Origin of the sequence: Corynebacterium sp. HMSC074C11 (assembly GCF_001809455.1) — a bacterium.
Taxonomy (GTDB): Bacteria; Actinomycetota; Actinomycetes; order Mycobacteriales; family Mycobacteriaceae; genus Corynebacterium; species Corynebacterium amycolatum.
Window position 1 is genome coordinate 120,890 of the sequence record NZ_KV797736.1, and the last position, 24,038, is coordinate 144,927.

Annotated in this window: 20 protein-coding genes; 14 read left to right on the forward strand and 6 right to left on the reverse strand. The window is 59.3% G+C overall.

Annotated features, from left to right (window positions below; translation table 11 throughout):
* Positions 1–67 precede the first annotated feature (67 nt).
* Complete coding sequence (locus HMPREF2614_RS06940; protein WP_038625748.1) at positions 68–1,711, reverse strand: exonuclease domain-containing protein; 1,644 nt, start codon at positions 1,709–1,711, stop codon at positions 68–70.
* A 323-nt stretch (positions 1,712–2,034) separates the two neighbouring features.
* Between HMPREF2614_RS06940 and HMPREF2614_RS06945 the strand changes: the two genes are divergently transcribed.
* The gene (locus HMPREF2614_RS06945) at positions 2,035–2,277 is read left to right on the forward strand and encodes a HigA family addiction module antitoxin (RefSeq protein WP_005510305.1); all 243 of its coding nucleotides are present in this window, start codon (positions 2,035–2,037) and stop codon (positions 2,275–2,277) included.
* A gap of 296 nt (positions 2,278–2,573) precedes the next feature.
* On the opposite strand, the gene glgX is transcribed toward HMPREF2614_RS06945, so the two are convergent.
* The gene (gene glgX / locus HMPREF2614_RS06950) at positions 2,574–4,715 is read right to left on the reverse strand and encodes a glycogen debranching protein GlgX (RefSeq protein WP_049182116.1); all 2,142 of its coding nucleotides are present in this window, start codon (positions 4,713–4,715) and stop codon (positions 2,574–2,576) included.
* A gap of 274 nt (positions 4,716–4,989) precedes the next feature.
* Here glgX and HMPREF2614_RS06955 point away from each other — a divergent pair, with 274 nt between their 5' ends.
* From HMPREF2614_RS06955 to HMPREF2614_RS06975, 5 genes are all read left to right on the forward strand, one after another.
* Positions 4,990–6,486 carry a methylmalonyl-CoA carboxytransferase subunit 5S gene (locus tag HMPREF2614_RS06955; RefSeq protein ID WP_038625744.1) on the forward strand — a complete coding sequence of 499 codons (1,497 nt, stop codon included), beginning with the start codon at positions 4,990–4,992 and terminating at the stop codon, positions 6,484–6,486.
* Positions 6,487–6,509: 23 nt separating this feature from the next.
* Positions 6,510–8,123, forward strand: coding sequence for an acyl-CoA carboxylase subunit beta (locus HMPREF2614_RS06960; protein ID WP_049182114.1), 1,614 nt, complete (start codon positions 6,510–6,512; stop codon positions 8,121–8,123).
* Entirely contained in the window at positions 8,123–8,428 is a 306-nt protein-coding gene (locus HMPREF2614_RS06965; protein ID WP_049182113.1) for a hypothetical protein, read from the forward strand. Before HMPREF2614_RS06960 ends, HMPREF2614_RS06965 begins: the two co-directional genes overlap by 1 nt.
* Before the next feature lie 71 nt (positions 8,429–8,499).
* Positions 8,500–8,859, forward strand: coding sequence for a biotin/lipoyl-containing protein (locus HMPREF2614_RS06970; protein WP_038625742.1), 360 nt, complete (start codon positions 8,500–8,502; stop codon positions 8,857–8,859).
* An 89-nt stretch (positions 8,860–8,948) separates the two neighbouring features.
* Entirely contained in the window at positions 8,949–10,313 is a 1,365-nt protein-coding gene (locus HMPREF2614_RS06975; protein ID WP_038625739.1) for a Na+/H+ antiporter family protein, read from the forward strand.
* A 40-nt stretch (positions 10,314–10,353) separates the two neighbouring features.
* Here HMPREF2614_RS06975 and HMPREF2614_RS06980 read toward each other — a convergent pair whose 3' ends face one another.
* On the reverse strand, positions 10,354–11,022 hold the full coding sequence (locus tag HMPREF2614_RS06980) for a TetR family transcriptional regulator (protein WP_038629043.1): 669 nt from the start codon (positions 11,020–11,022) through the stop codon (positions 10,354–10,356).
* A gap of 191 nt (positions 11,023–11,213) precedes the next feature.
* Here HMPREF2614_RS06980 and bioB point away from each other — a divergent pair, with 191 nt between their 5' ends.
* The 6 genes from bioB to nadC all read left to right on the forward strand — a co-directional run bounded on the left by bioB (position 11,214) and on the right by nadC (position 16,991).
* Positions 11,214–12,221 carry a biotin synthase BioB gene (gene bioB / locus HMPREF2614_RS06985; protein ID WP_038625737.1) on the forward strand — a complete coding sequence of 336 codons (1,008 nt, stop codon included), beginning with the start codon at positions 11,214–11,216 and terminating at the stop codon, positions 12,219–12,221.
* Positions 12,208–12,510 (forward strand): biotin synthase auxiliary protein BsaP, encoded by a 303-nt coding sequence (locus HMPREF2614_RS06990; RefSeq protein ID WP_038625735.1) that lies wholly within the window; start codon positions 12,208–12,210, stop codon positions 12,508–12,510. Before bioB ends, HMPREF2614_RS06990 begins: the two co-directional genes overlap by 14 nt.
* Before the next feature lie 75 nt (positions 12,511–12,585).
* The gene (locus tag HMPREF2614_RS06995; RefSeq protein WP_038625733.1) at positions 12,586–13,164 is read left to right on the forward strand and encodes a hypothetical protein; all 579 of its coding nucleotides are present in this window, start codon (positions 12,586–12,588) and stop codon (positions 13,162–13,164) included.
* Positions 13,165–13,456: 292 nt separating this feature from the next.
* Entirely contained in the window at positions 13,457–14,533 is a 1,077-nt protein-coding gene (gene nadA, locus HMPREF2614_RS07000; RefSeq protein ID WP_038625731.1) for a quinolinate synthase NadA, read from the forward strand.
* Positions 14,534–14,591: 58 nt separating this feature from the next.
* Positions 14,592–16,103 (forward strand): L-aspartate oxidase, encoded by a 1,512-nt coding sequence (locus HMPREF2614_RS07005; protein WP_239122805.1) that lies wholly within the window; start codon positions 14,592–14,594, stop codon positions 16,101–16,103.
* A 6-nt stretch (positions 16,104–16,109) separates the two neighbouring features.
* The gene (gene nadC / locus HMPREF2614_RS07010) at positions 16,110–16,991 is read left to right on the forward strand and encodes a carboxylating nicotinate-nucleotide diphosphorylase (RefSeq protein ID WP_038625728.1); all 882 of its coding nucleotides are present in this window, start codon (positions 16,110–16,112) and stop codon (positions 16,989–16,991) included.
* A 34-nt stretch (positions 16,992–17,025) separates the two neighbouring features.
* Here the strand turns inward: nadC and HMPREF2614_RS07015 are convergent, their stop codons facing one another.
* Genes HMPREF2614_RS07015 through HMPREF2614_RS07025 form a run of 3 tightly spaced genes read right to left on the reverse strand, consistent with a single transcriptional unit; the run spans position 17,026 to position 21,225 of the window.
* Positions 17,026–17,601 carry a hypothetical protein gene (locus tag HMPREF2614_RS07015; protein WP_038625726.1) on the reverse strand — a complete coding sequence of 192 codons (576 nt, stop codon included), beginning with the start codon at positions 17,599–17,601 and terminating at the stop codon, positions 17,026–17,028.
* A 50-nt stretch (positions 17,602–17,651) separates the two neighbouring features.
* On the reverse strand, positions 17,652–19,478 hold the full coding sequence (locus tag HMPREF2614_RS07020; RefSeq protein WP_224786580.1) for a hypothetical protein: 1,827 nt from the start codon (positions 19,476–19,478) through the stop codon (positions 17,652–17,654).
* A gap of 40 nt (positions 19,479–19,518) precedes the next feature.
* Entirely contained in the window at positions 19,519–21,225 is a 1,707-nt protein-coding gene (locus HMPREF2614_RS07025) for a hypothetical protein (protein ID WP_038625724.1), read from the reverse strand.
* 296 nt (positions 21,226–21,521) lie between these two features.
* On the opposite strand from HMPREF2614_RS07025, the gene hisD reads away from it, so the two are divergent.
* Both hisD and HMPREF2614_RS07035 read left to right on the forward strand, forming a co-directional pair.
* Positions 21,522–22,874, forward strand: coding sequence for a histidinol dehydrogenase (hisD, locus tag HMPREF2614_RS07030; RefSeq protein WP_038625723.1), 1,353 nt, complete (start codon positions 21,522–21,524; stop codon positions 22,872–22,874).
* Positions 22,874–24,016 (forward strand): histidinol-phosphate transaminase, encoded by a 1,143-nt coding sequence (locus HMPREF2614_RS07035; RefSeq protein WP_038625721.1) that lies wholly within the window; start codon positions 22,874–22,876, stop codon positions 24,014–24,016. The genes hisD and HMPREF2614_RS07035 overlap by 1 nt, the downstream gene beginning before the upstream one ends.
* The last annotated feature ends 22 nt before the right edge of the window (positions 24,017–24,038 follow it).

A 24,038-nucleotide genomic window follows, 5' to 3' on the forward strand; every position in this document is an offset into this window, starting at 1 on the left:
GTGGCAGCAGCTAGCCCCAGAGCCTGCGCCCGCCTTCCGAATGCGAATTTCTTCCCGTGAACGTGGCCTAGAAGGGCGGCATTCCGTCATCGCCGGGCAGGGAAGTGGAACCAAACAGCGGAACCGACTCACTGGAGTTGTTTCCGTCGCTGGCGCTAGGCGTCCCTTCCACAGTGCCTCCTGCTTCGGACGCGCCATCCTCTTCCGGATTCAGCCCGAGTGCAGTGAAGAGCTCCTTCTCGCTCCAAATCTGGATTTCCTGGCCTTCGGCCTGCAGCTGTCGAGCCCTCTTCTCCTTCGACGTCACCGAATCCCACGGACCGGCGACCAATATGGTCGTTTTCTTCGTAACACCCTTATTGATATTCGCACCTGCAAAGGCAATCTTGTCCCACAGAAAACCCTTGTCATACGGTGCAAAATCGCCCGTCAGTGTCACACGCTGCTGGTACAGAAGGCCGCTTGGATCCGCGTCCGGATTCGGGTCTGGAATGGTGTCCGGTGTCTTGGCTGCATCCCATTTCGCATTGCGACGCGGCCGACGTGACGGCGTGGAACTGCCGGACTGCGCACCAGCACTAGCACCAGTGCCCGCGTTGGTTCCGGCTCCAGTGCTGGCGACACCAGACGGGTCATAGCGCACCATCCGCACTCGTCCACTGCCAATCTGGCCCAAGCTCAGCGAGACCTTCTTGCTCAAATCAGCCACCGATGTCGCGCGCTGGTGCTCCATCAACCACAGCGCTACCTCAGCACATGCGACCGCATCCGCCGTCGCATCATGATGATTCTCCAGTGACGCTCCCGCGGCCTCCGCCAACGTCGGCAGCTTCAAGTTGGGCAGCCCCAACTGCATCTGCCGAGCCCACATATAAGTACACGCAAAATTCAACTTCGGTGCTGGAATGCTTTCCGCCCGGCACGCCCGCGACAGGGCTGTGAAATCAAACCGCGCATTGTGAGCAACTACGTCCAAATCCCCGACGACGTCAACAAACTTCGCCAGCTGCTCCGGAAATGACGGCTCACCGGCCACATCTGCTGCCGTGATGCCATGAATCGCGACATTGGCTTCATCAAAATACTCCAACCCCTTTGGCGGACGGCACATCCAGGAATAACGCTCCGTCACCTTCCCGCCACGCACGACCGCAACGCCAAGCTGAATAATCGAGCCGGTGTCTTCGTTCGCTGTCTCTACATCGAACGCCGCAAACGGTGCGATGTCCGACACCGCAACCTCATCCCCCGAAGGAAGCGGCGCAAAAGGCACAGAGTGCTTTACGACGTCGCCCGCGCCCTCAACCACACTCACGCCTTCGGTGACCGCCGCGCGCTGTGCCATCCACGGCATCAACGTGGAAGTAAAAGCATCAGCTGAACTGTAGAACTCCGGATTCTTGGCCATCTCCGCCATGAGGTCTGCCAGCAACTGCGCTGCTGCCTGGCGATGAGACATCACACGAGCCTTTGGCAAAGCTACTCCGAGGTCTACCGTGCCGGGGAAGAAGCGGTTGGCCGGAGTGTAGACACCGTTTTTACTTGCCGATGCGACCTCGGCAACGTCGGCAAGCGGGAGGGGCTTCGCGGGGGCGGTGCTAGCCGTGTTGATGGTGTGGGTAAGACGGAGCCCATCTGCGGTAATAGTCACCGTGTCGCCGGTGAGCTCGAAGACGACGGCGGGCTCGGAGGATGGCGTGGTCGTAGTCATGCACTAGATGGTAGCGCCGATGGCGGATTGAGCCCTATAGAGGCTGCGGTACCTGCGGTTCTAGCCGAGTACATGTGGCTTCCGACAATGTGGAAATGTCCACAGAAATAGGAATATTTATGGAGCGTTCGGACAGTGGGGGTGTCTGTACCCCTGAAAACCACATGTTTTGGGAGGTTAAATGTCCGGATGCATTTTGAGCGGGCGCTCCTTATACTTTTCGACGAACGGCGGTAACTGGTCGTTCGAGCTTTCGAGCTCAAGCGAAGGGCAAAGCGGAAACAACGTATGCCAGTGAAGCGATGAAATAAGGAGTAAATATTTTGAGCACGCATCCTGTGCACCCTGGTTCTATCTTGAACGATAATTTCCTCGAGCCGCGACACCTCTCTATCTACCGACTGGCTCTTGCCATCGGCGTGCCAAGCTCAACTCTGGAGCGCTTTCGCACCGGCCGCACTGCGGTCACCACTGACCTCGCAAATCGACTGTCCGACTACTTTGACACCGAGCCTGAGTACTGGTTGAACTCTCAGGCGGAGTTTAATATGCGCGCATCTGCGTAAGAAGACTTCACGCCAGCTCGGCTCCCGCGGTGCTGTGTTGACCCAATGCGAGTTACTGACTGCGTTTATGGCTGGCGGCGGTGGGGCGATGCGAGTTACTGACTGCGTTTATGTCAAAAATGGCCCGAAAAATGGCCTGAAAGCGTCATAAACTCACACAGTTTCAAATTTGCAGCCCTCAATTTTTGCTACGTACCCCTGTTTTGAGTTGAACTCAGAGCCGAAAATCTCCTGTCAGTGGAAGAAAAGTCTTCCGCCGACAGGGGATTTTTGTGTAGGACCCAACGCGGACGCGGCTAGTGTCGCTCGATCAGCACAATGGTCGAACGGGCCGGCACGCGGAGCTCGCCTTCCGGCTCAACGATGCGCTCGCGAGTCGGTCGACCCGTGATCTCTGCGGTGTCGATGATGACTTCCCAGCTGTGTGCGTATTCGGTGCCCGGAATTTGGAACATGATGTCCTCGTGGTGGGCGTTGAAGCACAGCAGGAAGGAGTCATCTTCAATCCGGTGACCTCGGCGATCAGGTTCAGTGATGGCATCGCCGTTGAGCCAGACCATCAACGACTTGCCGAAGTCGAAGTTCCAGTCATCGGTAGTCATGACACGACCCTCATAGGTCAGCCAGGCAATGTCACGATCATCGGTTTCCGCACCGAGCGGGCCACCGCGCAGGAAGCGGCGGCGCCGGAAGACTGGGTGTTCCGCACGCAGTTCAGTCAGGAACTGGGTGTATTCGACCAGTTCAGAGTTGGTACGAGTCTGATTCCAGTCCACCCATGACAAACGGTTGTCCTGACAGTAGACGTTGTTGTTGCCCTTCTGGCCGCGTCCCATTTCGTCGCCATGGCTAATCATCGGAGTGCCTTGGGACAGTAGGAGAGTGGTCAGGAAGTTACGATGCTGACGGGAGCGCAGAGAAAGAACGCGCTCGTCGTCGGTCGGGCCTTCCACACCGCAGTTCCACGAACGGTTGTGGGACTCGCCATCGCGGTTGTCCTCGCCGTTGGCCATATTGTGCTTCTCGTTGTAGCTGACCAAGTCGTTGAGAGTGAAACCGTCGTGCGCGGTAACGAAATTAATCGACGCAGTGGGGCGGCGGTCATTGTTTGCATACAGGTCCGAGGAACCGGTGATACGCGAAGCGAACTCGCCGAGCGTGGATGGCTCGCCGCGCCAGAAGTCGCGGATAGTGTCGCGGTACTTACCGTTCCATTCAGTCCACTGTGGCGGGAAGTTACCGACCTGGTAACCGCCCTCACCGACATCCCACGGCTCTGCGATGAGCTTGACCTGGCTGACAATCGGGTCCTGCTGCACCAAGTCAAAAAAGGCAGACAGGCGATCCACATCGTGGAATTCTCGAGCCAGGGTGGAGGCCAAATCGAAGCGGAAGCCGTCGACATGCATCTCGGAGACCCAGTAGCGCAGCGAATCCATAATCAGCTGCAGGGAGTGTGGGTGGCGCACGTTCAGGGAGTTACCGGTGCCGGTGTAGTCCATGTAGTGCTGTCGGTCACCCTCGACCAAACGGTAGTAGGCCTCGTTGTCGATGCCTCGGAAGCAGATGGTTGGGCCCATGTGGTTGCCCTCAGCGGTGTGGTTGTAGACCACGTCGAGGATAACCTCAATCCCCGCATCGTGAAATGCGCGCACCATGCCCTTGAACTCGCTGACTGCGCCGCCTGGCTTTTGGGAAGCCGAGTAGTCCTGGTGTGGCGCCAGGAAGCCGAAGGTGTTGTAGCCCCAGTAGTTGCGCAGCCCCTTTTCGCGCAGGTGGTCGTCCTGGAGGAACTGGTGGACAGGCATCAGTTCGATAGCCGTGGCACCAAGGTCCTTGAGGTAGTCAATAATCGCCGGATGAGCGAGACCGGCATAGGTACCGCGTAGCTCCTCCGGAATATCCGGGTGAGTCATGGTCATGCCCTTGACGTGGGCCTCGTAAATCACGGTCTCGTTGTACGGCGTGCGAGGTGCGCGGTCAGCGCCCCAGTCGAAGAATGGGTTGATGACCACGGAGGTCATGGTGTGTCCCAGGCTGTCCTCGGTGTTGCGCTTCGAGTGGTCATGAATGTCATAGTTGAACAGTGATGGGTGACCGTCGAATTCGCCGTCGAAAGCCTTGGCGTATGGGTCGACCAGCAGCTTGTTGGGGTCACAACGCTTACCGTTTGCCGGATCGAATGGGCCGTGTACACGGTAGGCGTAGCGCTGGCCCGGCATGATGGACGGGATGTAGCAGTGCCAGATATGCGCATCGACTTCTTCCAGCGCAATGCGTGTTTCTTCGCCTTCGGCGCTGATCAGACAAAGCTCCACCTTTTCCGCGACATCGGAAAAGAGCGCAAAGTTGGTGCCAGCGCCGTCGTAGGTAGATCCGAGCGGGTAAGGCTCACCCGGCCATACTTGATAATCGCCGACTGTATTTGCTTGGTTCATGTGACTACCTTAACCGTTTTGTAAAAAACATGAGCCATTTTCAGTCCAGTGTGAGCGCGCAAACCGACCCATTCGTCGAGCGCACTTCGCAAAAACGACCCCCAGACAAAAAGTCGAGTTGAACGGTTAAGTGCGTAAACTTCGCGCGAAAATAAGTATTTAACCCTGCAAGTGGGCAATTTGACACTCTAAACGCACCTTGGTGGGCACCGAATCCCCAATATTCGCGGTCACCAACGCGCGAAGATTCCCAAAGGCCTTTACTTTTGGAATTATGAGTCCACGAACCATTGGTGTAACGGAAGTAGCGTTCCGAGACGCTCATCAGAGCCTCATGGCAACGCGAATGGCTATGGAAGACATGGTCGATGTCTGTGAAGAAATGGACAAGGCCGGTTTTTGGAGTGTGGAGTGCTGGGGTGGCGCAACCTTTGATGCCTGCATCCGCTTCCTTAATGAAGACCCCTGGGAGCGACTGCGGACATTCCGCAAACTGATGCCGAACAGCCGCCTGCAGATGCTGCTGCGCGGTCAGAATCTCCTCGGCTACCGCCACTACGAGGACATGGTGGTTGACAAGTTTGTCGAAAAGTCCGCTGAAAACGGCATGGACGTATTCCGTGTTTTCGACGCCCTCAACGATCCACGCAATCTCGAGCACGCCATGCGCGCGGTCAAGAACGTCGGCAAGCACGCGCAGGGCACGATCTGCTACACGACGTCTCCGCTTCACGACGTCGACGGGTACGTCAAACTCGCTGGTCGTCTACTGGATATGGGGGCGGACTCCATTGCGTTGAAGGACATGGCAGCGCTGCTGAAACCCCAGCCGGCTTACGACATCATCCGCGGCATCAAGGAAACTTACGGCGAGGACACCCAGATTAACGTCCACTGCCACTCGACCACCGGTGTCACCATGGTGACTTTGATGAAGGCCATCGAAGCTGGTGCGGATGTCGTGGACACGGCAATTTCGTCGATGTCGCTGGGGCCGGGGCACAATCCGACCGAGTCGCTGGTGGAAATGTTGGAGGGAACCGACTACACCACCGACCTGAACATGGATAACCTGATCACCATTCGTGACCACTTCCGCAAGGTGCGTCCGAAGTACGCAGAGTTCGAGTCGAAAACCCTGGTCAATACCGACATTTTCATGTCGCAGATTCCTGGCGGCATGTTGTCGAACATGGAAAACCAGCTCAAGGCCCAGGGCGCGGGCGACCGCGTCGAAGAGGTCATGCGTGAAGTGCCGATTGTCCGAAAGGACGCCGGCTACCCGCCGCTGGTGACTCCGAGCTCGCAGATCGTCGGCACGCAAGCTGTGTTTAACGTGCTGATGGGACGCTACAAGGTCATGACGGCTGAGTTCGCCGACCTCATGCTCGGCTATTACGGGCAGTGCCCGGGTGAGCGCAACCCAGAGCTGATTAAGCAGGCAGCGGAGCAGACCAAGAAGGAAGAAATCACGGTTCGTCCGGCTGATCTCCTCGAGCCAGAGTGGGACGACCTGGTCGAGCAGGCCAAGGAGCTCGACGGTTACAACGGCACCGCCGAGGATGTCCTGACCAACGCGCTGTTCCCATCTGTCGCACCGGGATTCTTCACCGCGCGCGGCGAAGGGCCGAAGAACGTCGGCAAGACCGCCGAGCAGCTCAAGCGCGAGGCAGAGCAGGCCTCTGGTGCTGCCAATGCCATTCGCGAGCCAATTCGCTACAAGGTCACCGTCGGCGGTCGCTCGCAGACCGTCCAGGTGGAACCCGCCTAGGAACATCGGGAGAAGAGATAGCAATGTCGCAAAGTTCAGCAAACCAGCCGACTTCGGCGGATGCCGTCGCGCCGGGCGTCGATGCCTCGATGGCGGAGCGCCTGGATTATTTGGATGCTCAGCGTCGCCGTGTTGAGGCCGGTGGCGGTGAAGCTCGGCAGGCCAAGCAGCACGAACGTGGGAAGATGACGGCCCGCGAGCGTATCGACAACTTCGTCGACGAGGGCACTTTCCGTGAAACCGGCATGTTCATGACTCACCGCACCACCGACTTCGGCATGGATACCGCCGATGCGCCTGCCGACGGTGTGGTCACCGGCACTGCCGCGGTTCTCGGCCGGGCAGTGCACGTGGCCTCCCAGGACTTCACAGTCATGGGCGGCTCCGCTGGTGAAACGCAGTCCCGCAAGGTTGCAGCCACTATGCGTGCCGCTGCCGACAACGGCACTCCGTTCGTGTTTATCAACGACTCCGGTGGTGCTCGCATTCAAGAGGGGATCGACTCTCTGTCGGGCTATGGCCAGGTCTTTTACAACAATGTCTGGCTGTCCGGTCTGGTGCCGCAGATTTCCATCATTGCAGGTCCATGTGCTGGTGGCGCTGCCTACTCGCCAGCGCTGACCGACTTCATCATTCAGACTCGCAAGGCACAGATGTTCATCACCGGTCCGGGCGTTATTAAGTCTGTGACCGGCGAGGAAGTCACCTCCGAGCAGCTCGGTGGCGCTGATGCGCACATGGCTAAGGCCGGTAATATCGACTTCGTTGCCGACGATGACGAGCAGGCCATCCTGATTGCGCAGAAGCTCTTAAGCTTCCTGCCACAGAACAACACCGAAGAGCCGCCGGTTGTTGATCCGGTATTCGATGCCGAGCCGGATCCAGAGCTCCGCGACATCGTCCCCGTGGACGGCAAAAAGGGCTACGACGTCCGCGAGGTCATCATCCGTATCGCCGACAATGGCGACTTCCTCGAGTGCCAGGCGGGTTTTGCCACCAACCTGGTTGTCGGCTTTGGTCGAGTTCTGGGCCGTACCGTGGGCTTTGTCGCAAACCAGCCGAATGTGATGTCCGGTGTGCTGGACATCAATTCCTCGGACAAGGGCGCAAAGTTCATCCGCTTCTGCAACGCCTTTAATATCCCGCTGGTCACCCTGGTTGACGTTCCTGGCTTTATGCCGGGCGTCACCCAGGAACACGGCGGCATCATCCGCCACGGCGCAAAGATGCTCTACGCATACTCCGCAGCGTCTGTGCCCAAGGTGACCGTCGTCATGCGTAAGGCCTACGGCGGTGCGTACCTGGCGATGTGCTCGAAGGACCTCGGCGCGGACTACGTATTCGCATGGCCGACCGCAGAAATTGCGGTGATGGGCGCAGAAGGCGCGGTCAACGTGGTCTTCCGAAAGGAAATTGCGGCCGCGGGCGACGAGGAAGAGCAGGCACGCGTGCGCGACGAGCGTATCGCCGATTACAAGACACGCTTCTCGACGCCGTATGTCGCTGCCTCGCGAGGACTGGTCGACGACGTGATTGACCCGGCGGAAACTCGCCTGCGTGTGGCTGACGCACTGTCGGTTCTGCGTAACAAGCGTGAGGTTCGCCCGGCCAAGAAGCACGGATTGGGGCCACAGTAATGTCGGACAGCATCGGTGAGATTAAGGAGCTGCGAGCGCTCGTCGCTGAACTGACCGACCGGTTGGATGCGACCTCGACAAGCTTGCAGAAGGCCACGGCACGCCTGAATCAGGCAGAAAGCGAGTTGGCTGAACTGCGCAAACGCGTGGACGCAGATATCCCCGAGGACACTGTCATCGCCATTTCGGCAGCGGTGTCTGCGTACCTAGGCAATCGCGGCAAGGTGAAGGCAATTCGTTACAACCGCCACAAGACGTGGGCTGCGCAGGGCCGCCAGATCCAGCAGCAGCGCAACCTGCGTTAGTTGGAAATTTTCGATAACCGACTTATTTGAGCCTGATTCATTGACTTTTGCTACGTGAGGATTGTTGAGCCATGAAATTGAAAGTGACTGTCGGCGGCATTGCCTACGATGTCGACGTTGAAGTAGTTGAGGAGCCCAAGCGTCTTTCGCCCATCGTTTTGGGTGGGTCGTCTAGCGCTTCCGTTGAGCCAGCCACCGCTAGTGTCTCGGGTGTCTCCGCCAATTCGGTGGTGGCGCCACTGGCAGGTTCGGTCAGCAAGATTTTGGTCGAGGAAGGCCAGACGATTGAGGCCGGGGAGGTGCTGCTCATTCTCGAGGCAATGAAGATGGAAACCGAGATTACGGCCCCAGCTGCAGGCACCGTCGGCTCTATTCACGTCGAAGTCGGTGACGCAGTGCAGGGCGGCCAGGGACTCGTCTCGATTGATTAGTCGCATTAGCCGGGGTGTAAAGATTTTGGGGTGAAATCTTTCTAGCCCCGGTTGCTGGAAATACTTAAGGTTGCCTTAATATTTTCCTTATGAATGCCGTTCTTCTCGCCGTTTTGGTGATGCTAATCCTGGCGGTCTGCCGGGTACACGTTGTGCTAGCGCTGTTTATTGGCGCCTTGGTCGGTGGTCTTTCCGCCGGTATGGGGCTCGATGCCACAATGGTTGCCTTCCAGGAAGGCCTCTCTGGTGGTGCGAAGATTGCCCTGAGTTACGCCATGCTGGGTGCCTTTGCCATGGCAGTGGCATCCTCTGGGCTGCCCAAATTGCTGGCCGATTGGCTGATTGCCAAGATTGGCGCCGAGGATGAAGGCGCTAAATCTAAGGCAGAAGCATGGACCAAGTGGGGTATGGTGGCCGGTATTTTGGCCATGGCGATTATGTCGCAGAACCTCATCCCAGTTCACATCGCGTTTATCCCGCTGATCATTCCGCCGCTATTGCCGGTATTTAACCGTCTCAACATCGACCGCCGAATGATAACCAGTGTGATGACCTTCGGTTTGATCACCACGTACATGTGGGTTCCGGTCGGATTCGGTTCTATCTTCTTGAACGACATTCTGCTGGGCAACATCGAAAACGCCGGCCTTGATGTTTCCAATATCAACATCATGATGACGATGGGCATCCCGGCTCTCGGTATGCTGACTGGTCTGGCCATTGCGGTGTTCTTCTCCTACCGCAAGCCACGGCATTACGAAGACCTGCCGATTGCCGAGTCCTCGCATATGGAATCGCAGTCTGATGAACCTGTGTCGAAGTACCGAGTCATCGTTGCTCTCGTCGCCATTGTGGTGACCTTCGTCGTCCAGATTGTGATGAACTCCATGGACACCGATGCCGATCCACTGCTGATTGGTGCCCTCACTGGTTTGGCAATCTTCATGCTTACCGGTGCGGTGCGCTGGCGTGAGGCGGACGACGTATTCACTGCCGGTATGAAGATGATGGCCCTGATTGGTTTCATCATGATTTCCGCACAGGGCTTCGCCTCGGTGATGTCGGAGTCCGGCCAGGTCGAGCCGCTGGTGACCGCCACTGCAGACCTGTTTGCGGGCAACAAGCCTGCCGCTGCATTCGCCATGCTGGTCGTCGGTCTGGTGGTCACGATGGGTATTGGTTCATCCTTCTCGACGCTGCCGATTATCTCCATCATCTACGTGCCGTTGTGTTTGTCGCTGGGCTTCTCGCCGATGGCTACCGTCGCCATCATTGGTACTGCAGGTGCTCTGGGTGACGCTGGTTCGCCGGCATCGGACTCGACGCTCGGCCCGACGATGGGTCTCAATGCCGATGGGCAGCACGACCACATTCGCGATTCGGTTATCCCGACCTTCCTGCACTTCAACCTGCCGCTGTTGGCAGCTGGTTGGGTAGCAGCTCTGGTGCTTTAATGCCAGGGTTTGGCTATGACCGCGAATGCTTCAGTGGGGCTTACTGACCTGCGGTTCCCTTAATCCCGGCAACCCCCGCAATTCCGGCGATAAAGAGCTCGGTTCCCAGTGCAATGCGCTGGCGACCGAGCTCTTTTGCCTGTTCAGCGGCATCTTCAGAGGAAGCCTCGGCCGCAGCGCCCGTACTAGCGTTGTTCTCGCCATTAGTGTCACCCTTGTCAGATACAGACTTGGCGCCGTTCAGATTAAGCGCGATGGCTGTCTGCTGGTCGACTGTCGCGCCGAGAATGAAATACACGAGGACGGACGCGGTATCAGTCGCTGATGGGGTGCTGATGGAGGTTTCGGGTGCGTTCTCCAGGACGTCGGCAAGCAATTGCTCGGGGCGAATCGTGGCGGTGCCCGTAGCCAGCGCGGCCGAGACGACCTCGGCGCCATCCCGATGAGCGGTGAGGCAGGAGTAGAGCAGCTCGGCGATGACTTCGGTGTCGGCGCGCCAATCGCCTGTGGCGGAAAACTCTGTGCAGGGAGTCAAGATGCGGTCAGCGACGGCGCCGAGCAGTGCCTGCTTGGAAGGGTAGTGCCAGTACATTGCGCCAGCGGCGGTACCCAAGTGGCGAGTCAGACGGCGGATTGTGAGATCGCCGAGTCCGTACTCGTTGAGAATGGTAAGAGCTGCGTCGACAATGATGTCCTTGGTCAATTGCACACTGCCTACCGTAGACGAAAGAAGAATCATCTGGAAGATGTCTCAAGACTGAAATGCGGAGCGTAAAACCGCGACACGACGGGAATTGAACCCTGTTCGACATTCTGTAGATGCGGTATTAAGTTTGATAACTGAACAACTTCTCAAACAGTGTTCAAGTTTTATCCCCAGCCTCAAGGAGTGTCGCCCCCATGACTCAACAGCAGCAGGACATTTTGGAACTCGCCCGCGAAAAGGTGCTCGCCCGCGGAGAGGGGCTGAACTACGAGGAGACCCTGGCGGTTCTCAACCTCGACGACGACAGCATCGAGAATCTGCTGGCGCTGGCTCATGAGGTGCGCTTGAAGTGGTGCGGCGAAGAGGTCGAGGTTGAAGGCATTATCTCGTTGAAGACTGGCGGCTGCCCAGAGGATTGCCACTTCTGTTCGCAGTCGGGTCTGTTCGAGTCTCCGGTACGTTCGGCATGGCTGGATATCCCGGCTCTGGTGGACGCCGCCAAGCAGACTGCAAAGTCTGGTGCGACTGAGTTCTGCATCGTTGCTGCAGTAAAGGGGCCGGATGAGCGACTGCTCAGCCAGATGGAACAGGCCGTCGCCGCCATTCAGGCAGAGGTTGACATTAATGTGGCCGCATCGATGGGCATTCTGACGCAGGAACAGGTGGATCGCCTGGCCAAGGCTGGTATTCACCGCTACAACCACAACCTTGAGACCGCCAAGAGCTACTTCCCGCAGGTCGTGACCACCCACACTTGGGAAGAGCGCCATGACACCCTGCGTATGGTCGGCGAAGCTGGCATGGAAGTCTGCTGTGGCGGCATCCTGGGTATGGGCGAGACCCTTGAGCAGCGCGCTGAGTTTGCTCAGGACCTGGCGGCGCTCAACCCGACCGAGGTGCCGATGAACTTCCTCGACCCGCGCCCGGGCACTCCGTTCGCCGGTCGCGAGCCGATGCCAGCCAAGGATGCACTGCGTGCCATCGGTGCCTTCCGTTTGGCATTGCCGAAGACTATCTTGCGTTTTGCTGGTGGTCGTGAGCTCACCCTGGGAGACCTGGGTGCAGAAAAGGGGCTGCTCGGCGGTATCAACGCTGTCATTGTCGGTAATTACCTGACCACGCTGGGCCGTCCGGCGGAGCAGGACCTGGACATGCTTGGCAAGGTACGACTTCCAATTAAGGCCCTCAATGCAACTGTCTAAGCCTCGGACATCTAGCCCGCGCGCGACGTGGAGTAGGAAAGTCGACTCCACAGAGCTGCTCCAGGCCATGGTGCTGGGAGACGAGCCCAAATTCGATCCTTTTACCGGCGCCGACCTCCAAGCTGGTGAAGTGCGCGAACGCTCTTATGGTGCAAAAGCTGGATTGGAGGCACCTCGGTTCTGCCAGCTCTGTGGACGTCGGATGGTGGTGCAGGTGCGTCCGGACGGCTGGACTGCAAAGTGCTCGCGCCACGGCGAAGTAGACTCCGTTATGTTGGAGCAGCGATAAAAGGTGCTGGTTGTGCAAATGCGCCTTTCAGGCGCGCTAGTACTGGATGCGCGCCGTGAGGTAAGTTTGTCAACTATGACTATGAAAAATACCCGAGTCCCACACGTTGAAAAGCAGAGCGTGGCAATGACCTCGGGTATTGTTCTCTTCTCCGTTGTAACGGGATCGGTAACGGGAGTGGCCTGGGCATTCCTGCGGCCCAAGCAGCAAGTGCAAATGCTCCCCAATAACCAACTAGCGATTATTCAGGAAACCGTTGACGCTGGTTTTATTGGGCTGCTCTGGTTTGTTGCTGTCACTGCCATCAGCGGCCTGGTGCTGGGAATTACTACCTTCCGAAACCGTGCCATCACGACCCCTGTACAGATGCTCACGGCAATTGGATGGGCAGGTTTCTCCGCGTTGATGAGTGCAGCAGTGACGTACCTCGTCGGTCAGTCGATTGCGGCATTGCTCCAGCCGAATCTGGCGGGAATGCAGCCGGGCGATAAGTTCTCGGTGATTCCGGACTTCAAAACCTATGTAGCACTGCTGGTCGCGCCACTGGTTGCTATGCTCGCACTGTGGTCCCGGGTGTTGTTCCAAACGGACTTCACGGGAGGCAACGAGAGCGCTGCGGACAATGCTACGGACGCAGATTCGGTCACTAAGTGAGACAGTGAGGTTCTGCGCGGGGGCCGTCGTAAAGCACTACTTCCTACTGAACAGGGGTAGTTATTGGGAAATAGGCTTATACAAGCCTTACAATTTTGGGAAATAGGTTCGTCCTCGATGCCGGTATTCGCCCCGATTTAGGGGCATTTTCGATATTGTGTGGCGAGCTTAGGTCTCTTGCACTTGCCCGTTTGAGTCCGCTGCGAATGCGTCCGGGGATCGTTGCCGGTAACGGTGACGGCGTTTTCTCCGGTCGTAGCCACAGCCCATTGAAGTAAGGACGTAGTTTTCCGTGAATACCAGCCTTGCGGCCAATGCTTCCAGCCTGCCGCGCCTTGAATCGGATCTGTACGAATCGGTAGTCGATAAAGATGGCCGCTACGGTGGCGTAATTGCAGATGAGCGCTGGGCTCAGGAGATTAAGCGCCTCGCCCGCGAACGCAATGCCGTAATTCTTGCGCACAACTACCAGCTGCCGGAGATTCAGGATATTGCCGATTACACCGGCGATTCCCTCGGGCTTTCCCGCATCGCTGCGGAAACCGATGCCGATGTCATCGTTTTCTGTGGTGTCCACTTCATGGCGGAAACCGCCAAAATTCTGAGCCCTGAGAAGACTGTCCTTATTCCGGACGAGCGCGCCGGCTGCTCCCTGGCGGACTCCATCACTGCAGACGAACTGGCCGAGTGGAAGGCTGAGAATCCCGGCGCACTGGTGGTCAGCTACGTCAACACCACGGCAGACGTAAAGGCTCTGACCGACATCTGCTGTACTTCCTCCAACGCCGTCGACGTGGTCAAGTCCATCCCGGAAGACCAGGAGATCCTGTTCAACCCGGATCAGTTCCTCGGCGCACACGTCCGCCGTGAGACCGGCCGCGACAATATCAAGGTATGGGCTGGTGAGTGCCACGTCCACGCCAACATCAACGGTGAGGAACTCGCGCACCGCGCGGAAGAGAACGCCGATTCGCAGCTGTTCATCCACCCGGAGTGCGGTTGCGCGAACTCTGCGATTTACCTCGCGGGTGAAGGCACCATTGAGCCGGAGCGCGTGCAGATGCTCTCCACCGGCGAGATGCTGACCGAGGCGCAGAAGCTGAAGGAGAACAAGCCCAACGGCAAGGTGCTCGTGGCCACTGAGGTGGGCATGCTGCACCAGCTGCGCAAGGCCGCACCGGATGTCGACTTTGAGCCGGTCAACGACCGCGCTTCCTGCTCGTACATGAAGCTCATCACTCCGGCGGCTCTGCTGCGCTGCCTCGTTGAGGGCACCGATGAGGTCGACGTCGCTCCTGAGGTCGCCGACAAGGCGCGCGCCTCGGTCGAGCGCATGATCGCCATCGGTAATCCAGGCGGGGGCGAGTAACACGTTTGGTCTGCGCTCATCATTCGACAGTTGGACACTGACGTGTGACTTCCTCGTCATCGGCGGGGGAGTCGCAGGGCTCAGTGCTGCGCGTAGGGCCCTTGAGCTCGGCCTCGACGTGCTGGTTATCGACAGCGTCGAGTGGCGCGTCGGTGCCCGCAAACAGCTGCGTTTCGCCGATGCCGCCACGAATCTCGCACAGGGCGGGCTCGCGGTCGTCGGGCTTGACGACGACCCCAGCGGCCATGTGGCCAATGGGTTCGAGGACACCACTGATTCCCATATCGCGGACACCCTCGATGCCGGTGCCGGCCACTGCGATGAAGCGGCCGTGGCTTCTATCATCCGTGCCGGCGCTGCGGCGACCGAGTGGCTGATTGGGCTAGGCGCCACATTTGACCCGGCGCCGGATAACCCGGCCGTATATTCCCGCACCAAAGAGGGCGGACACCACGCGCGGCGCATCATTCATGCCGGTGGTGACGCCACTGGTGCTGAAATTGAGCGCGCCCTAGAAGCCTCAGTTACCGGCGTGCGAGTACTGCAGAACGCTACAGCGCGCCAGCTCATCGTTGGCAAAGACGGCCGCGTGCTGGGGGCGCTGGTAGCGGATCCCCGTGGTGGCGGCGCTATTCGCGCAGGTGCAACTCTGCTGGCTACCGGTGGCGTGGGGCATATTTACCGCGCGACTACGGCGCCTTCGGGCGCCCGCGGTGAGGCTATCGGCATGGCCTCCGATGCTGGCGCGGAGATTCGGGACATGGAGTTTATCCAGTTCCACCCGACAGTGCTCTATGACGAGCGATCGGCATCAGACGGCACCGGCCGACGCCATCTCATCAGCGAGGCTGTCCGTGGTGAAGGAGCCATCCTCGTCGATTCCCGGGGAAACAGTGTGACCGCCGGCGTTGACCCACGCGGAGACCTGGCTCCGCGCGATATCGTCTCGCGTGCCATCGCGACTCGCATGCGTCAGCTCGGCGAGGACCATGTCTTCCTCGACGCACGTCACATCGACAACTTCGCCGTCCGCTTTCCGACGATCACAGCGGGCCTGACCGCAGCGGAGATTGATCCGACCAAGGACCTCATTCCCGTGGCCCCGGCGGTCCACTACACCTGTGGTGGCATTGCCGTCGACCCATTCGGTGCAACTAGAGCGCCGGGTCTCTTTGCGGCCGGTGAATGCTCCGCGACGGGGCTGCACGGTGCCAACAGGTTGGCTTCCAATTCGTTGCTGGAGGGACTGGTCGTCGGCAAGCGAGTGGCCGAAAAAGTCGCTGAAACACACGCTGTGCCGGTCGGGGACGAGGAATTCGCAGCGGCGGTTGAAGGCCTGCCGCAGCCACGGCCGGAACTGGAACCGCGCCAGCTTTTCCGGTTGCAGACTGCGATGCAGGAAGGCGCTGGTGTAACGCGCAATGAGCAGAGTTTGCGGCAGGCATTGGCGGTTATCGATCGGCTCCCGCAATCGGTTCAGGTCGTGGCCGCAAGGAAAGTCGTCGAAGCGGCATTGGCACGACCATATACTTTGGGGTGCCACACTTGGTTTGAAAAGGACGGGGATTAGCTAGCCATGACTCTTGAGAAGGACACTCTGCGCGGGGTGCTGAACGAAAACATCACCCGCGGACTCATTCGGACGGCACTGCAGGAAGATATGAGCTTCGGGCCGGATGTGACTTCGCTGTCGACAGTCTCGGCAGCTGCGCAGGCACGCGCCCGCCTGGTGGCCCGGCAAGAGGGCGTTATCGCGGCTATCGATGCGGTGGAGTGGACGCTGCAGGAGGTCATCTCGGGTGAGTTCACCGTCGAAAAGCACGTTGAAGATGGCACCCTGGTGCGTCCTGGCACAGTGCTGGCAACGATTTCTGCGCCGACTCGGGGGTTGCTGACTGCTGAGCGGACAATGCTGAATATCCTCACGCACGCCAGTGGTGTAGCTACTGCGACGCGCCAGTGGGCTGACGCAATCGTTGGCACCGGTGCGCGGGTGCGCGATTCCCGAAAGACACTGCCGGGTCTGCGCAACCTGGAAAAGTATGCGGTGACCTGCGGTGGTGGAATTAAACACCGCTATGCATTGGGCGATGAGGCACTGATTAAGGACAACCACGTGGTGGCCGTCGGTTCCGTGTCCGGTGCGTTGAAGAGGGTGCGGGCTCAGTATCCGGAGCTGCCGTGCGAGGTGGAAGTCGATACCCTCGCACAGCTCGATGAAATCCTGCCGATGAAACCGGACATCGTCATGCTGGACAACTTCGAAGTTTGGGAGACCCAGATTGCGGTACAGCGCCGCTCGCAGATTTCTCCGGCAACCCAGCTGGAGTCCTCTGGCGGACTGACCATCGATGTGGCTCGTGAGTACGCGTCCTGTGGTGTCGATTACCTGGCTGTGGGCGCGCTAACCCACTCGGCCAAGGTGTTCGATGTCGGACTCGACTTCGACGAGCAGTAGCTGAATCAGCCCCGGTTTCGCCTCGTAGCTTCGCCTACAGGCGACGGGCGATCTCTGCCCCAATCTCGCTTAGTGCTGACCCCCAGCGCTCCCGCGATTGCTCATCACAGGTTTTCTGTGCGCGGTAAAGCGCCTTCTCCGCAGCACCGGCATCGCCCAAATGCAGGTGGCACTGTGCAATTTGTGCAAGCAGAGGCACGGCCTGGATATTGAGCTTGTCGGACTGGAAAAGTCCCGCCGCCAACTCCAGGTGATCAATGGCGCGCCCCTGATGTCCTCGACGAATCTCTGCCTGGCCGTTCAAGGTGTGCCACATCGCCCAGCGCAAGTGGCGCGGTGGGGTGTCCGCGGTCGGCTCGAAGCCGTCTTTCTCCAGGTTATCCAGCAGATCCAACCAATCCGCGGCCTTGTCCATCAGCTTTGGTGCAGAGCCACGGATGGGGCGCCCCAGACTGTCGGTTTGCGGGGCATCAGCCTTGTCGCCGAGCTCCTCGAACCCCTGCATCAGAGTTAGGGCTGCTTCCCAGAGGTTGTTTTCCTCAGCCAATGCCGTGGCGGCGTCGAAAAGCTGCTGCGGGCTAGAAGTCGCGGAATCACCAGAAGTAGTCATGACCTAACACTCTACTTTGTGCCACCGCCAGCACCGAAGTGGGCGGGGCGCTAGTATTCGTCGTCAAGCGACTGAATAATGATGACGTCAAGGGCATCGAGAACAGGATGGCCTTCCCACACGTCGCGGGGCAGAAGCTCTTCGACGCGCCGAGCATAGGCGGCGGCACCGTCGGAATCACCCGCGTCGAGACGGTAGCGAACCCCCGCCAGCAGCGCGCGGGCGGCTTCCTCGCCATCGCCGGACTGCAGGTAGCCCTTCGCGGCGGCTTCCACATGGTTGATGGCCAAAGTGTCGCGGCCAGCGGAGTAGAAGACGTAGGCGGCATCGTCGTGCCAGTCGGCGAGTGACCAGTCGTCGGAGATGAGCTTCTGAGAACGCAGCAGAAGGTCCTCAGCCTCGCTGAGCGTGTGGTCAATGGCGGCGGAAGCGTCCTCAGAGACGATCTCGGCGGTGAATTCGGAGCCCTCTTCGGAAATGACCAGGTCAATGACATGAATGATAGAACGCGCAGCCTGACGGTAGGCCTTGGCAGCGCCCTTGGTATCGCCGTTGCGTTCAAGGTGCTCGCCGTGCTCGATGAGCAGCTTTGCCGCCCGGCGGGGATTATTGCCGAGCCCCGCGGCTGTGGAGGCAATAGAAAACGCCGCGTCGGTGCGTTCTTCATCGGCGGTAAATGCTGACCAGTGCGCAACTGGTTCGGCAAAGCGCAGCGCCTCGTCAACCTCGTCGGCATCGAGGAGACTGCGGGCCAAAACGAGCTGGATATCCATGGTGATGGGGTTGACCGGCATGCCCTCGGCGCTGGCGAGCGCGCGGCGGGCAAATTCGGCGGATTCCGCGAAATCGCCGTGGGCGTTGAGAAGCGCACAGAGCAGACGCACGCTGCGAAGCACCGCGACCGTGAGTCCTGCATCGAGACCAGCCTGCACGATTGGGCGTAGCTGGCGGATTGCCTCCGCTTCCTCACCAGCTTCCAGAGAGAGAAAAGCCAGAAATTGGCGCGCTTCAATCGTCGTGGTGACGGGTTCCGACTGAGGAGCCGCTGCGACGCTGGCAGCGATGCGGGCGGCCCTGCGCAGTTCACCACGGCTGTGCGCGAGCTGCGCCTCCAACAGCTTCCGATCGTCGAAACTGCTTCGCTTTGGTGCCCAGCGTGCGGACCATTCAGAGAGCTGACCGGCGATTTCCGCCCGGCGCGCCAGCGATGCTGCGGCGCCGGCAACAGCCGCGCTGACCAGGTAGTAATAGGCCTCGCCGGGCTGTGGAGTGGTGGCGACGATGTCCTTAGTAAGACTGATCAGCTCAGGGATTTCGGAGTCCTCGGGGCGACGGCCGGTGATGGCATCACCGGGGTTGGCGTCGATGAAGGCCTCAGCCTCGGCGAATGCTCCGTAGGAGCGTGCGTGCAAGATCGCGGGGCGAATGTTGGCCTCAGTTGCCCAACGCAGCCACTCGGCGCGTGCAGCAGTGGCTTCTTCTACTAATTCGAGTTGGTCGGCAACTGCATGCCTGAGTGCGTGGAATTCGCCAATGACATCGGGGGAGTTTGTAGGTGCGTCGGCCAACCAGTGCGTGTGGGCGAACTTGGTGACCGCGCGCCAACTGGTGACGTGGTCGAGCGTGGCGCCGGCCTTGCGGGAAATAACCAGCAGCTCCGGGAGGGAGTCCGGCAATGCCTTTAGCGGATTGGGCAGGGGAGGAAAGTCCAAGGGGTCGGACGAGTTCTCCGTCGCTGATGCGTTTTCCGAATTCACTGACACGTGGTCGGCAGCGATGCCGGCTTCCCAATCGCCAACTTGAATTTCAGACTCAGAGTTTTCTTCTTCCCACCAGACCATTGGACTATCTTCGCCCGTGGCATCGGGAAGATGCAAAACTGCTTTGCTTTTCAGACCTGTACAGCCGGATGCGCTGTTAATCCGGGGTTGAAAAGCTACGCATTAGTCCACGAACTTCATCGCGCACCGGGTGATCCGGGCCGACTAGGTCGCCGATGCGAGTCGCGAACCGGCGGGCGCGTTCCTCATTGTTGTCACTAGCAGCAGCACGCACTGCGATAGTCAGCGTGCGGGCGGCATCGGCAGGGGCGTGGGCTTCTAAGAAAAGCTCGGCAGCTTCGTCGGCGTACTTGTACACGCCGTCGTTGTCCCATACCGACCAGCACAGCAGCGCCTGCGACTCGTGCCACTTGGCCGATTCCCAGGACCCAACCACGTAGCCACGCGAGCGTTCCATCAGGTGGTCGGTCAGCTCGCTTGTGGCGCCCACGTTACTGAGCGATAGTGCGGCATCCATCAGAGTTTCCGCAGGTGAAATCGGTGACGAGTATCCGGCACGAATATCGGCCAGCGCGTCGAAGAGCACTGCCGCATGTTCAGTATTTCCCTCTTGGACTGCCGATTCCGCCGCAATAGCACAGGAAAAATCAGTACGCGCGGAATCCTGGGTAGGCTCAGACCACTTTGCAACCGACTCCGCTTCCTGGCCGGCGTGGCGGAAATCTCCGAGCTCGTACAGTGCCGTTGCCTTCAGCAGCGCGATTTCCATGGTGATTTCACAGTCGGGGTAGTCTGCCGACACGTCCTGGGCGCGCTGAGTCAGCTTCAGCATCTCCTCGGCATCGGGCTTGTTGTGTGCCACCTCGAAGTTGATGTCTGCCATCTCACGAACCGCGAGAATATAGTCAGTGTCCAGTCTGTGCTGGTCCGCGACTGCCACGTTGTTCGACAGCATTCGGAACGCGGTATCGCTATTACCGGTCTCTATCGAGTACCGTGCCAAATTCTGCCTCAGCTCAAGGCCCGCGATTACGGAGCGGTTACCGATTGCATTGAGCTGTGAGGCGCAAAGTCGCGCTGCGTCGACGACCTTCCCGGCTCGGTGCAGCAGTGATGCCTCCGTCAGAGTCTTCGCCAGCGCAATCGACTCAAACTTATCCTCATTCGGCAGTGCCCGAATCATCTCGTGCAGCTCCCGTGCCAAGTCCTCGCGGTTGACCTTTCGCAAGGCGCTCGCAATCCGAATCAGCGCGTCAGTCAGTGCCGCCCGCTTCTTCCACTGGCGGGGGCTAAACGGCTCATCCGCTTCTTCGCTTGCCGACGATTCCTGCGGCCGCAGCCCATCCGCATCCGTGGTCACCGCGCTGTGGCTGCCGGTTGGGGCATCCAAATCGTCGGCAAGCACGAGTGCCCGGTACGAGGTGATTTCCCTGCTCATGCGTGCGATGAGGGGGATTTCGGTCTCTGCGGCAGCAGAGGTTTGACCATCGGCGATAAAGGTGGTGTAGCGGCGGGCTTCGTCTGCCGCCAGCCGTGCCCGGGCGCGCCAGTACTCCGGCACGTTGTCGTTATCGGATGCCCATACCATCCAGTTCAGGGCGGCATCGTGCGCAGCTGTCATCATGCCGAGCGATTCGGTGACCTCGCGGACAATGCGGTAAAACGCGCCGACGTGTTCGATAACGCCGTGGGCTTCCGGGGCAGAAAAGAGTTGTGGGTTGTAGAAATGATGCGCGAAAACTGATTCCAGTTGGCGCGTGGCCAGGGAATTGTCGGCTGCGGTCGCGTCTGCGTAGGCTGCGACGAGCTCCGGCAAATCCGGGCTGTTTCCTACCTGGTTCAACAGCTGACCTTTCTACGACTGGTTACTACTTTCCTTAACACTGTAATGGGTCACTGTGGCGGAGCTAACTTGCGCCACAGTATGAGGGGTTAAATGGGGCAATCGGTATGAACCTAACGTGAGAAATATATGCTTAGTTCATACTCAAGGGTGCCTTTAAGGGCGAATAGTAGCGAAAACCGTGGATAAAGTCTTTGGCTTTGACCCAGATTTTTAATACTTTGTTGTCATTTCTTTGTCACTCTGAAGTGCTCACGTATGAATCCATCGTGCGAATAGGCGGTTACTAATTAATTATGTTGTCCACTATTGATCTTCGCGGTCAGACTCCCACCACCGCCACTCTGCGTCGAGTGTTGCCGCGCGGTGCGGCAGACGTTGATTCCATGATTCCCACGGTCAAGCCCGTTGTCGATGACGTGGCAGCCCGTGGTGTGGAAGCGGCCATGGAGTACTCCGAGAAGTTCGACCGGATTCGTCCGGCATCCATGCGCGTTCCAGCGGAGGTTATCGATGCCGCGGAAGCCGCGCTGGAAGACGACGTCCGCTCTGCTCTGCAGGAGTCCATCGGGCGCGTGCGCGCGTTCCACGCTGCTCAGAAGCCGAATGACAAGACTGTTGAAATTCTTCCCGGCGGCATTGTCCGCGAGAAGTGGATTCCGGTTTCGCGCGTCGGTCTTTACGTCCCCGGGGGCAACGCCGTCTACCCGTCGTCTGTATTGATGAACGTCATCCCAGCTCAGGAAGCTGGTGTGAAGTCCCTCGTCGTCGCCTCTCCGCCACAGGCCGACAACGACGGCTGGCCGCACCCGACCATCCTGGCTGCCTGCAAGCTGCTTGGTGTGACCGAGGTGTGGGCCGTCGGTGGTGCACAGGCCGTCGCACTGCTCGCATACGGCGATGAAAATGAGAGCCTCGAGCCGGTCGACATGGTCACCGGTCCGGGCAACATCTTCGTTACCGCCGCTAAACGTCTGTGCCGCTCGGTCGTCGGTATCGACGCCGAAGCTGGCCCGACCGAAATCGCCATTCTTGCAGATAACGCCGCTGATCCTGTCTCCGTCGCCTACGACCTGATTTCCCAGGCAGAGCACGACATCATGGCCGCCAGCGTACTTATTACCGACGACGCCGATTTCGCCGCCGCTGTCGACCGCGAGGTCGAAAACCGCTACGAGGTCACCATGAACGCCGACCGCGTTCGTGAGGCGCTCACCGGCAAGCAGTCTGGCATCGTGCTTGTCGACGACATGAATATCGGCATCCAGGTTGCAGACGCCTACGCCGCTGAGCACCTGGAGATCCACACCGAAAACGCGCAGGCCGTTGCCGAACGCATTACCAACGCTGGCGCAATCTTCATCGGTCGCTTCTCGCCGGTGCCGCTGGGCGATTACTCGGCCGGCTCCAACCACGTGTTGCCGACCTCCGGTACCGCCCGCCACGCCTCTGGTCTGTCAACGCACACCTTCCTCAAGTCGGTCCACATGATTGACTACAACGAGGCCGCGTTGAAGGAAGTTGCCGACAGCGTAGTAGTCCTGGCGAACGAAGAACGACTGCCAGCGCACGGCGAGGCCATCCGCGCCCGCTTTGAGACGCTTCTCGGCTCTGAGAGCAATGGCGCAGAAAAGGGGAACGACAACTAATGAGCAACCAGCCTGAGAACCAGTCACAGCCGTCGGTAGCCAAGTTGGCGCTGGCAGATCTGCCACTGCGCGACGAACTGCGCGGCGAGGAAGCCTACGGTGCTCCGCAGCTCGACGTCGATGTTCGCCTGAACACCAACGAAAACCCGTACCCGCCATCCGATGACCTCATCGCCGACCTAGTGGCGCAAGTGGAGAAGGTCGCCTCTGACCTCAACCGCTACCCGGACCGTGACGCAGTAGCACTGCGCAGCGCACTCGCCGACTATGTCACCCGCCAGACCGGCGTGGACATCACCGTTGACCAGGTATGGGCTGCCAACGGCTCCAACGAGATTCTCCAGCAGCTGCTGCAGGCATTCGGCGGGCCAGGGCGCAGCGCAATGGGGTTTGTGCCCAGTTACTCGATGCACCCAATCCTCTCGTCCGGCACGCAGACGGAGTTTATCGGCATCGACCGCGACCCGGAGACCTTCGACATCGACATGGATAGTGCGCTCGCGGCAATTGCCGAGCACCGTCCTGACGTCATCTTCATCACGACGCCGAACAACCCGACTGGCAACCTGACTACGCTCGCTGACTTGCGCCGCATTATTGAAGCCGCGCCGGGCATCGTCATTGTCGATGAGGCCTACGCCGAGTTCACTGAGGAGCCGTCGGCGACAACGCTGCTGGCTGAGTTCCCGTCGAAGCTGGTTGTCTCCCGCACGATGAGCAAGGCTTTCGACTTCGCAGGAGGCCGCCTCGGCTACTTCGTTGCTAACCCGGCATTTATTGATGCTGTGATGCTCGTACGTCTGCCATACCACCTGTCGACGTTGACGCAGGCCGCAGCCACAGTTGCACTTCGCCACTCGGATGCGACGCTGTCGACCGTCGCAAAGCTTGCCGACGAGCGTGACCGCGTCGTAGCCGCCCTGAACAGCTATGGCTACGACGTGATTGACTCGTACTCGAACTTCGTCTTCTTCGGGCGTTTCGCCGACGCCTCGTCGGCATGGCAGAGCTTCTTGAACGAGGGCGTACTCATTCGCGACGTTGGCGTGCCCGGTCGTCTCCGTGCCACTATTGGTCTGCCCAGCGAAAATGATGCGCTGCTGGCGGCGGCCAAGAAATTGGCAGCGACCGCGCTGGCTTAAGCGAAATGCTGCCGGTACATCC

Bases quoted from the DNA above. Each gene is read 5' to 3' on its own strand.
- nadC (WP_038625728.1), top strand. From the start codon at position 16,110: ATGACTCTTGAGAAGGACACTCTGCGCGGGGTGCTGAACGAAAACATC.
- HMPREF2614_RS06970 (WP_038625742.1), top strand. From the start codon at position 8,500: ATGAAATTGAAAGTGACTGTCGGCGGCATTGCCTACGATGTCGACGTT.
- HMPREF2614_RS06955 (WP_038625744.1), top strand. From the start codon at position 4,990: ATGAGTCCACGAACCATTGGTGTAACGGAAGTAGCGTTCCGAGACGCT.
- HMPREF2614_RS06940 (WP_038625748.1), bottom strand. From the start codon at position 1,711: ATGACTACGACCACGCCATCCTCCGAGCCCGCCGTCGTCTTCGAGCTC.
- glgX (WP_049182116.1), bottom strand. From the start codon at position 4,715: ATGAACCAAGCAAATACAGTCGGCGATTATCAAGTATGGCCGGGTGAG.
- HMPREF2614_RS06965 (WP_049182113.1), top strand. From the start codon at position 8,123: ATGTCGGACAGCATCGGTGAGATTAAGGAGCTGCGAGCGCTCGTCGCT.
- bioB (WP_038625737.1), top strand. From the start codon at position 11,214: ATGACTCAACAGCAGCAGGACATTTTGGAACTCGCCCGCGAAAAGGTG.
- HMPREF2614_RS06960 (WP_049182114.1), top strand. From the start codon at position 6,510: ATGTCGCAAAGTTCAGCAAACCAGCCGACTTCGGCGGATGCCGTCGCG.
- HMPREF2614_RS06995 (WP_038625733.1), top strand. From the start codon at position 12,586: ATGACTATGAAAAATACCCGAGTCCCACACGTTGAAAAGCAGAGCGTG.
- HMPREF2614_RS06990 (WP_038625735.1), top strand. From the start codon at position 12,208: ATGCAACTGTCTAAGCCTCGGACATCTAGCCCGCGCGCGACGTGGAGT.
- HMPREF2614_RS07015 (WP_038625726.1), bottom strand. From the start codon at position 17,601: ATGACTACTTCTGGTGATTCCGCGACTTCTAGCCCGCAGCAGCTTTTC.
- HMPREF2614_RS07035 (WP_038625721.1), top strand. From the start codon at position 22,874: ATGAGCAACCAGCCTGAGAACCAGTCACAGCCGTCGGTAGCCAAGTTG.
- HMPREF2614_RS06975 (WP_038625739.1), top strand. From the start codon at position 8,949: ATGAATGCCGTTCTTCTCGCCGTTTTGGTGATGCTAATCCTGGCGGTC.
- hisD (WP_038625723.1), top strand. From the start codon at position 21,522: ATGTTGTCCACTATTGATCTTCGCGGTCAGACTCCCACCACCGCCACT.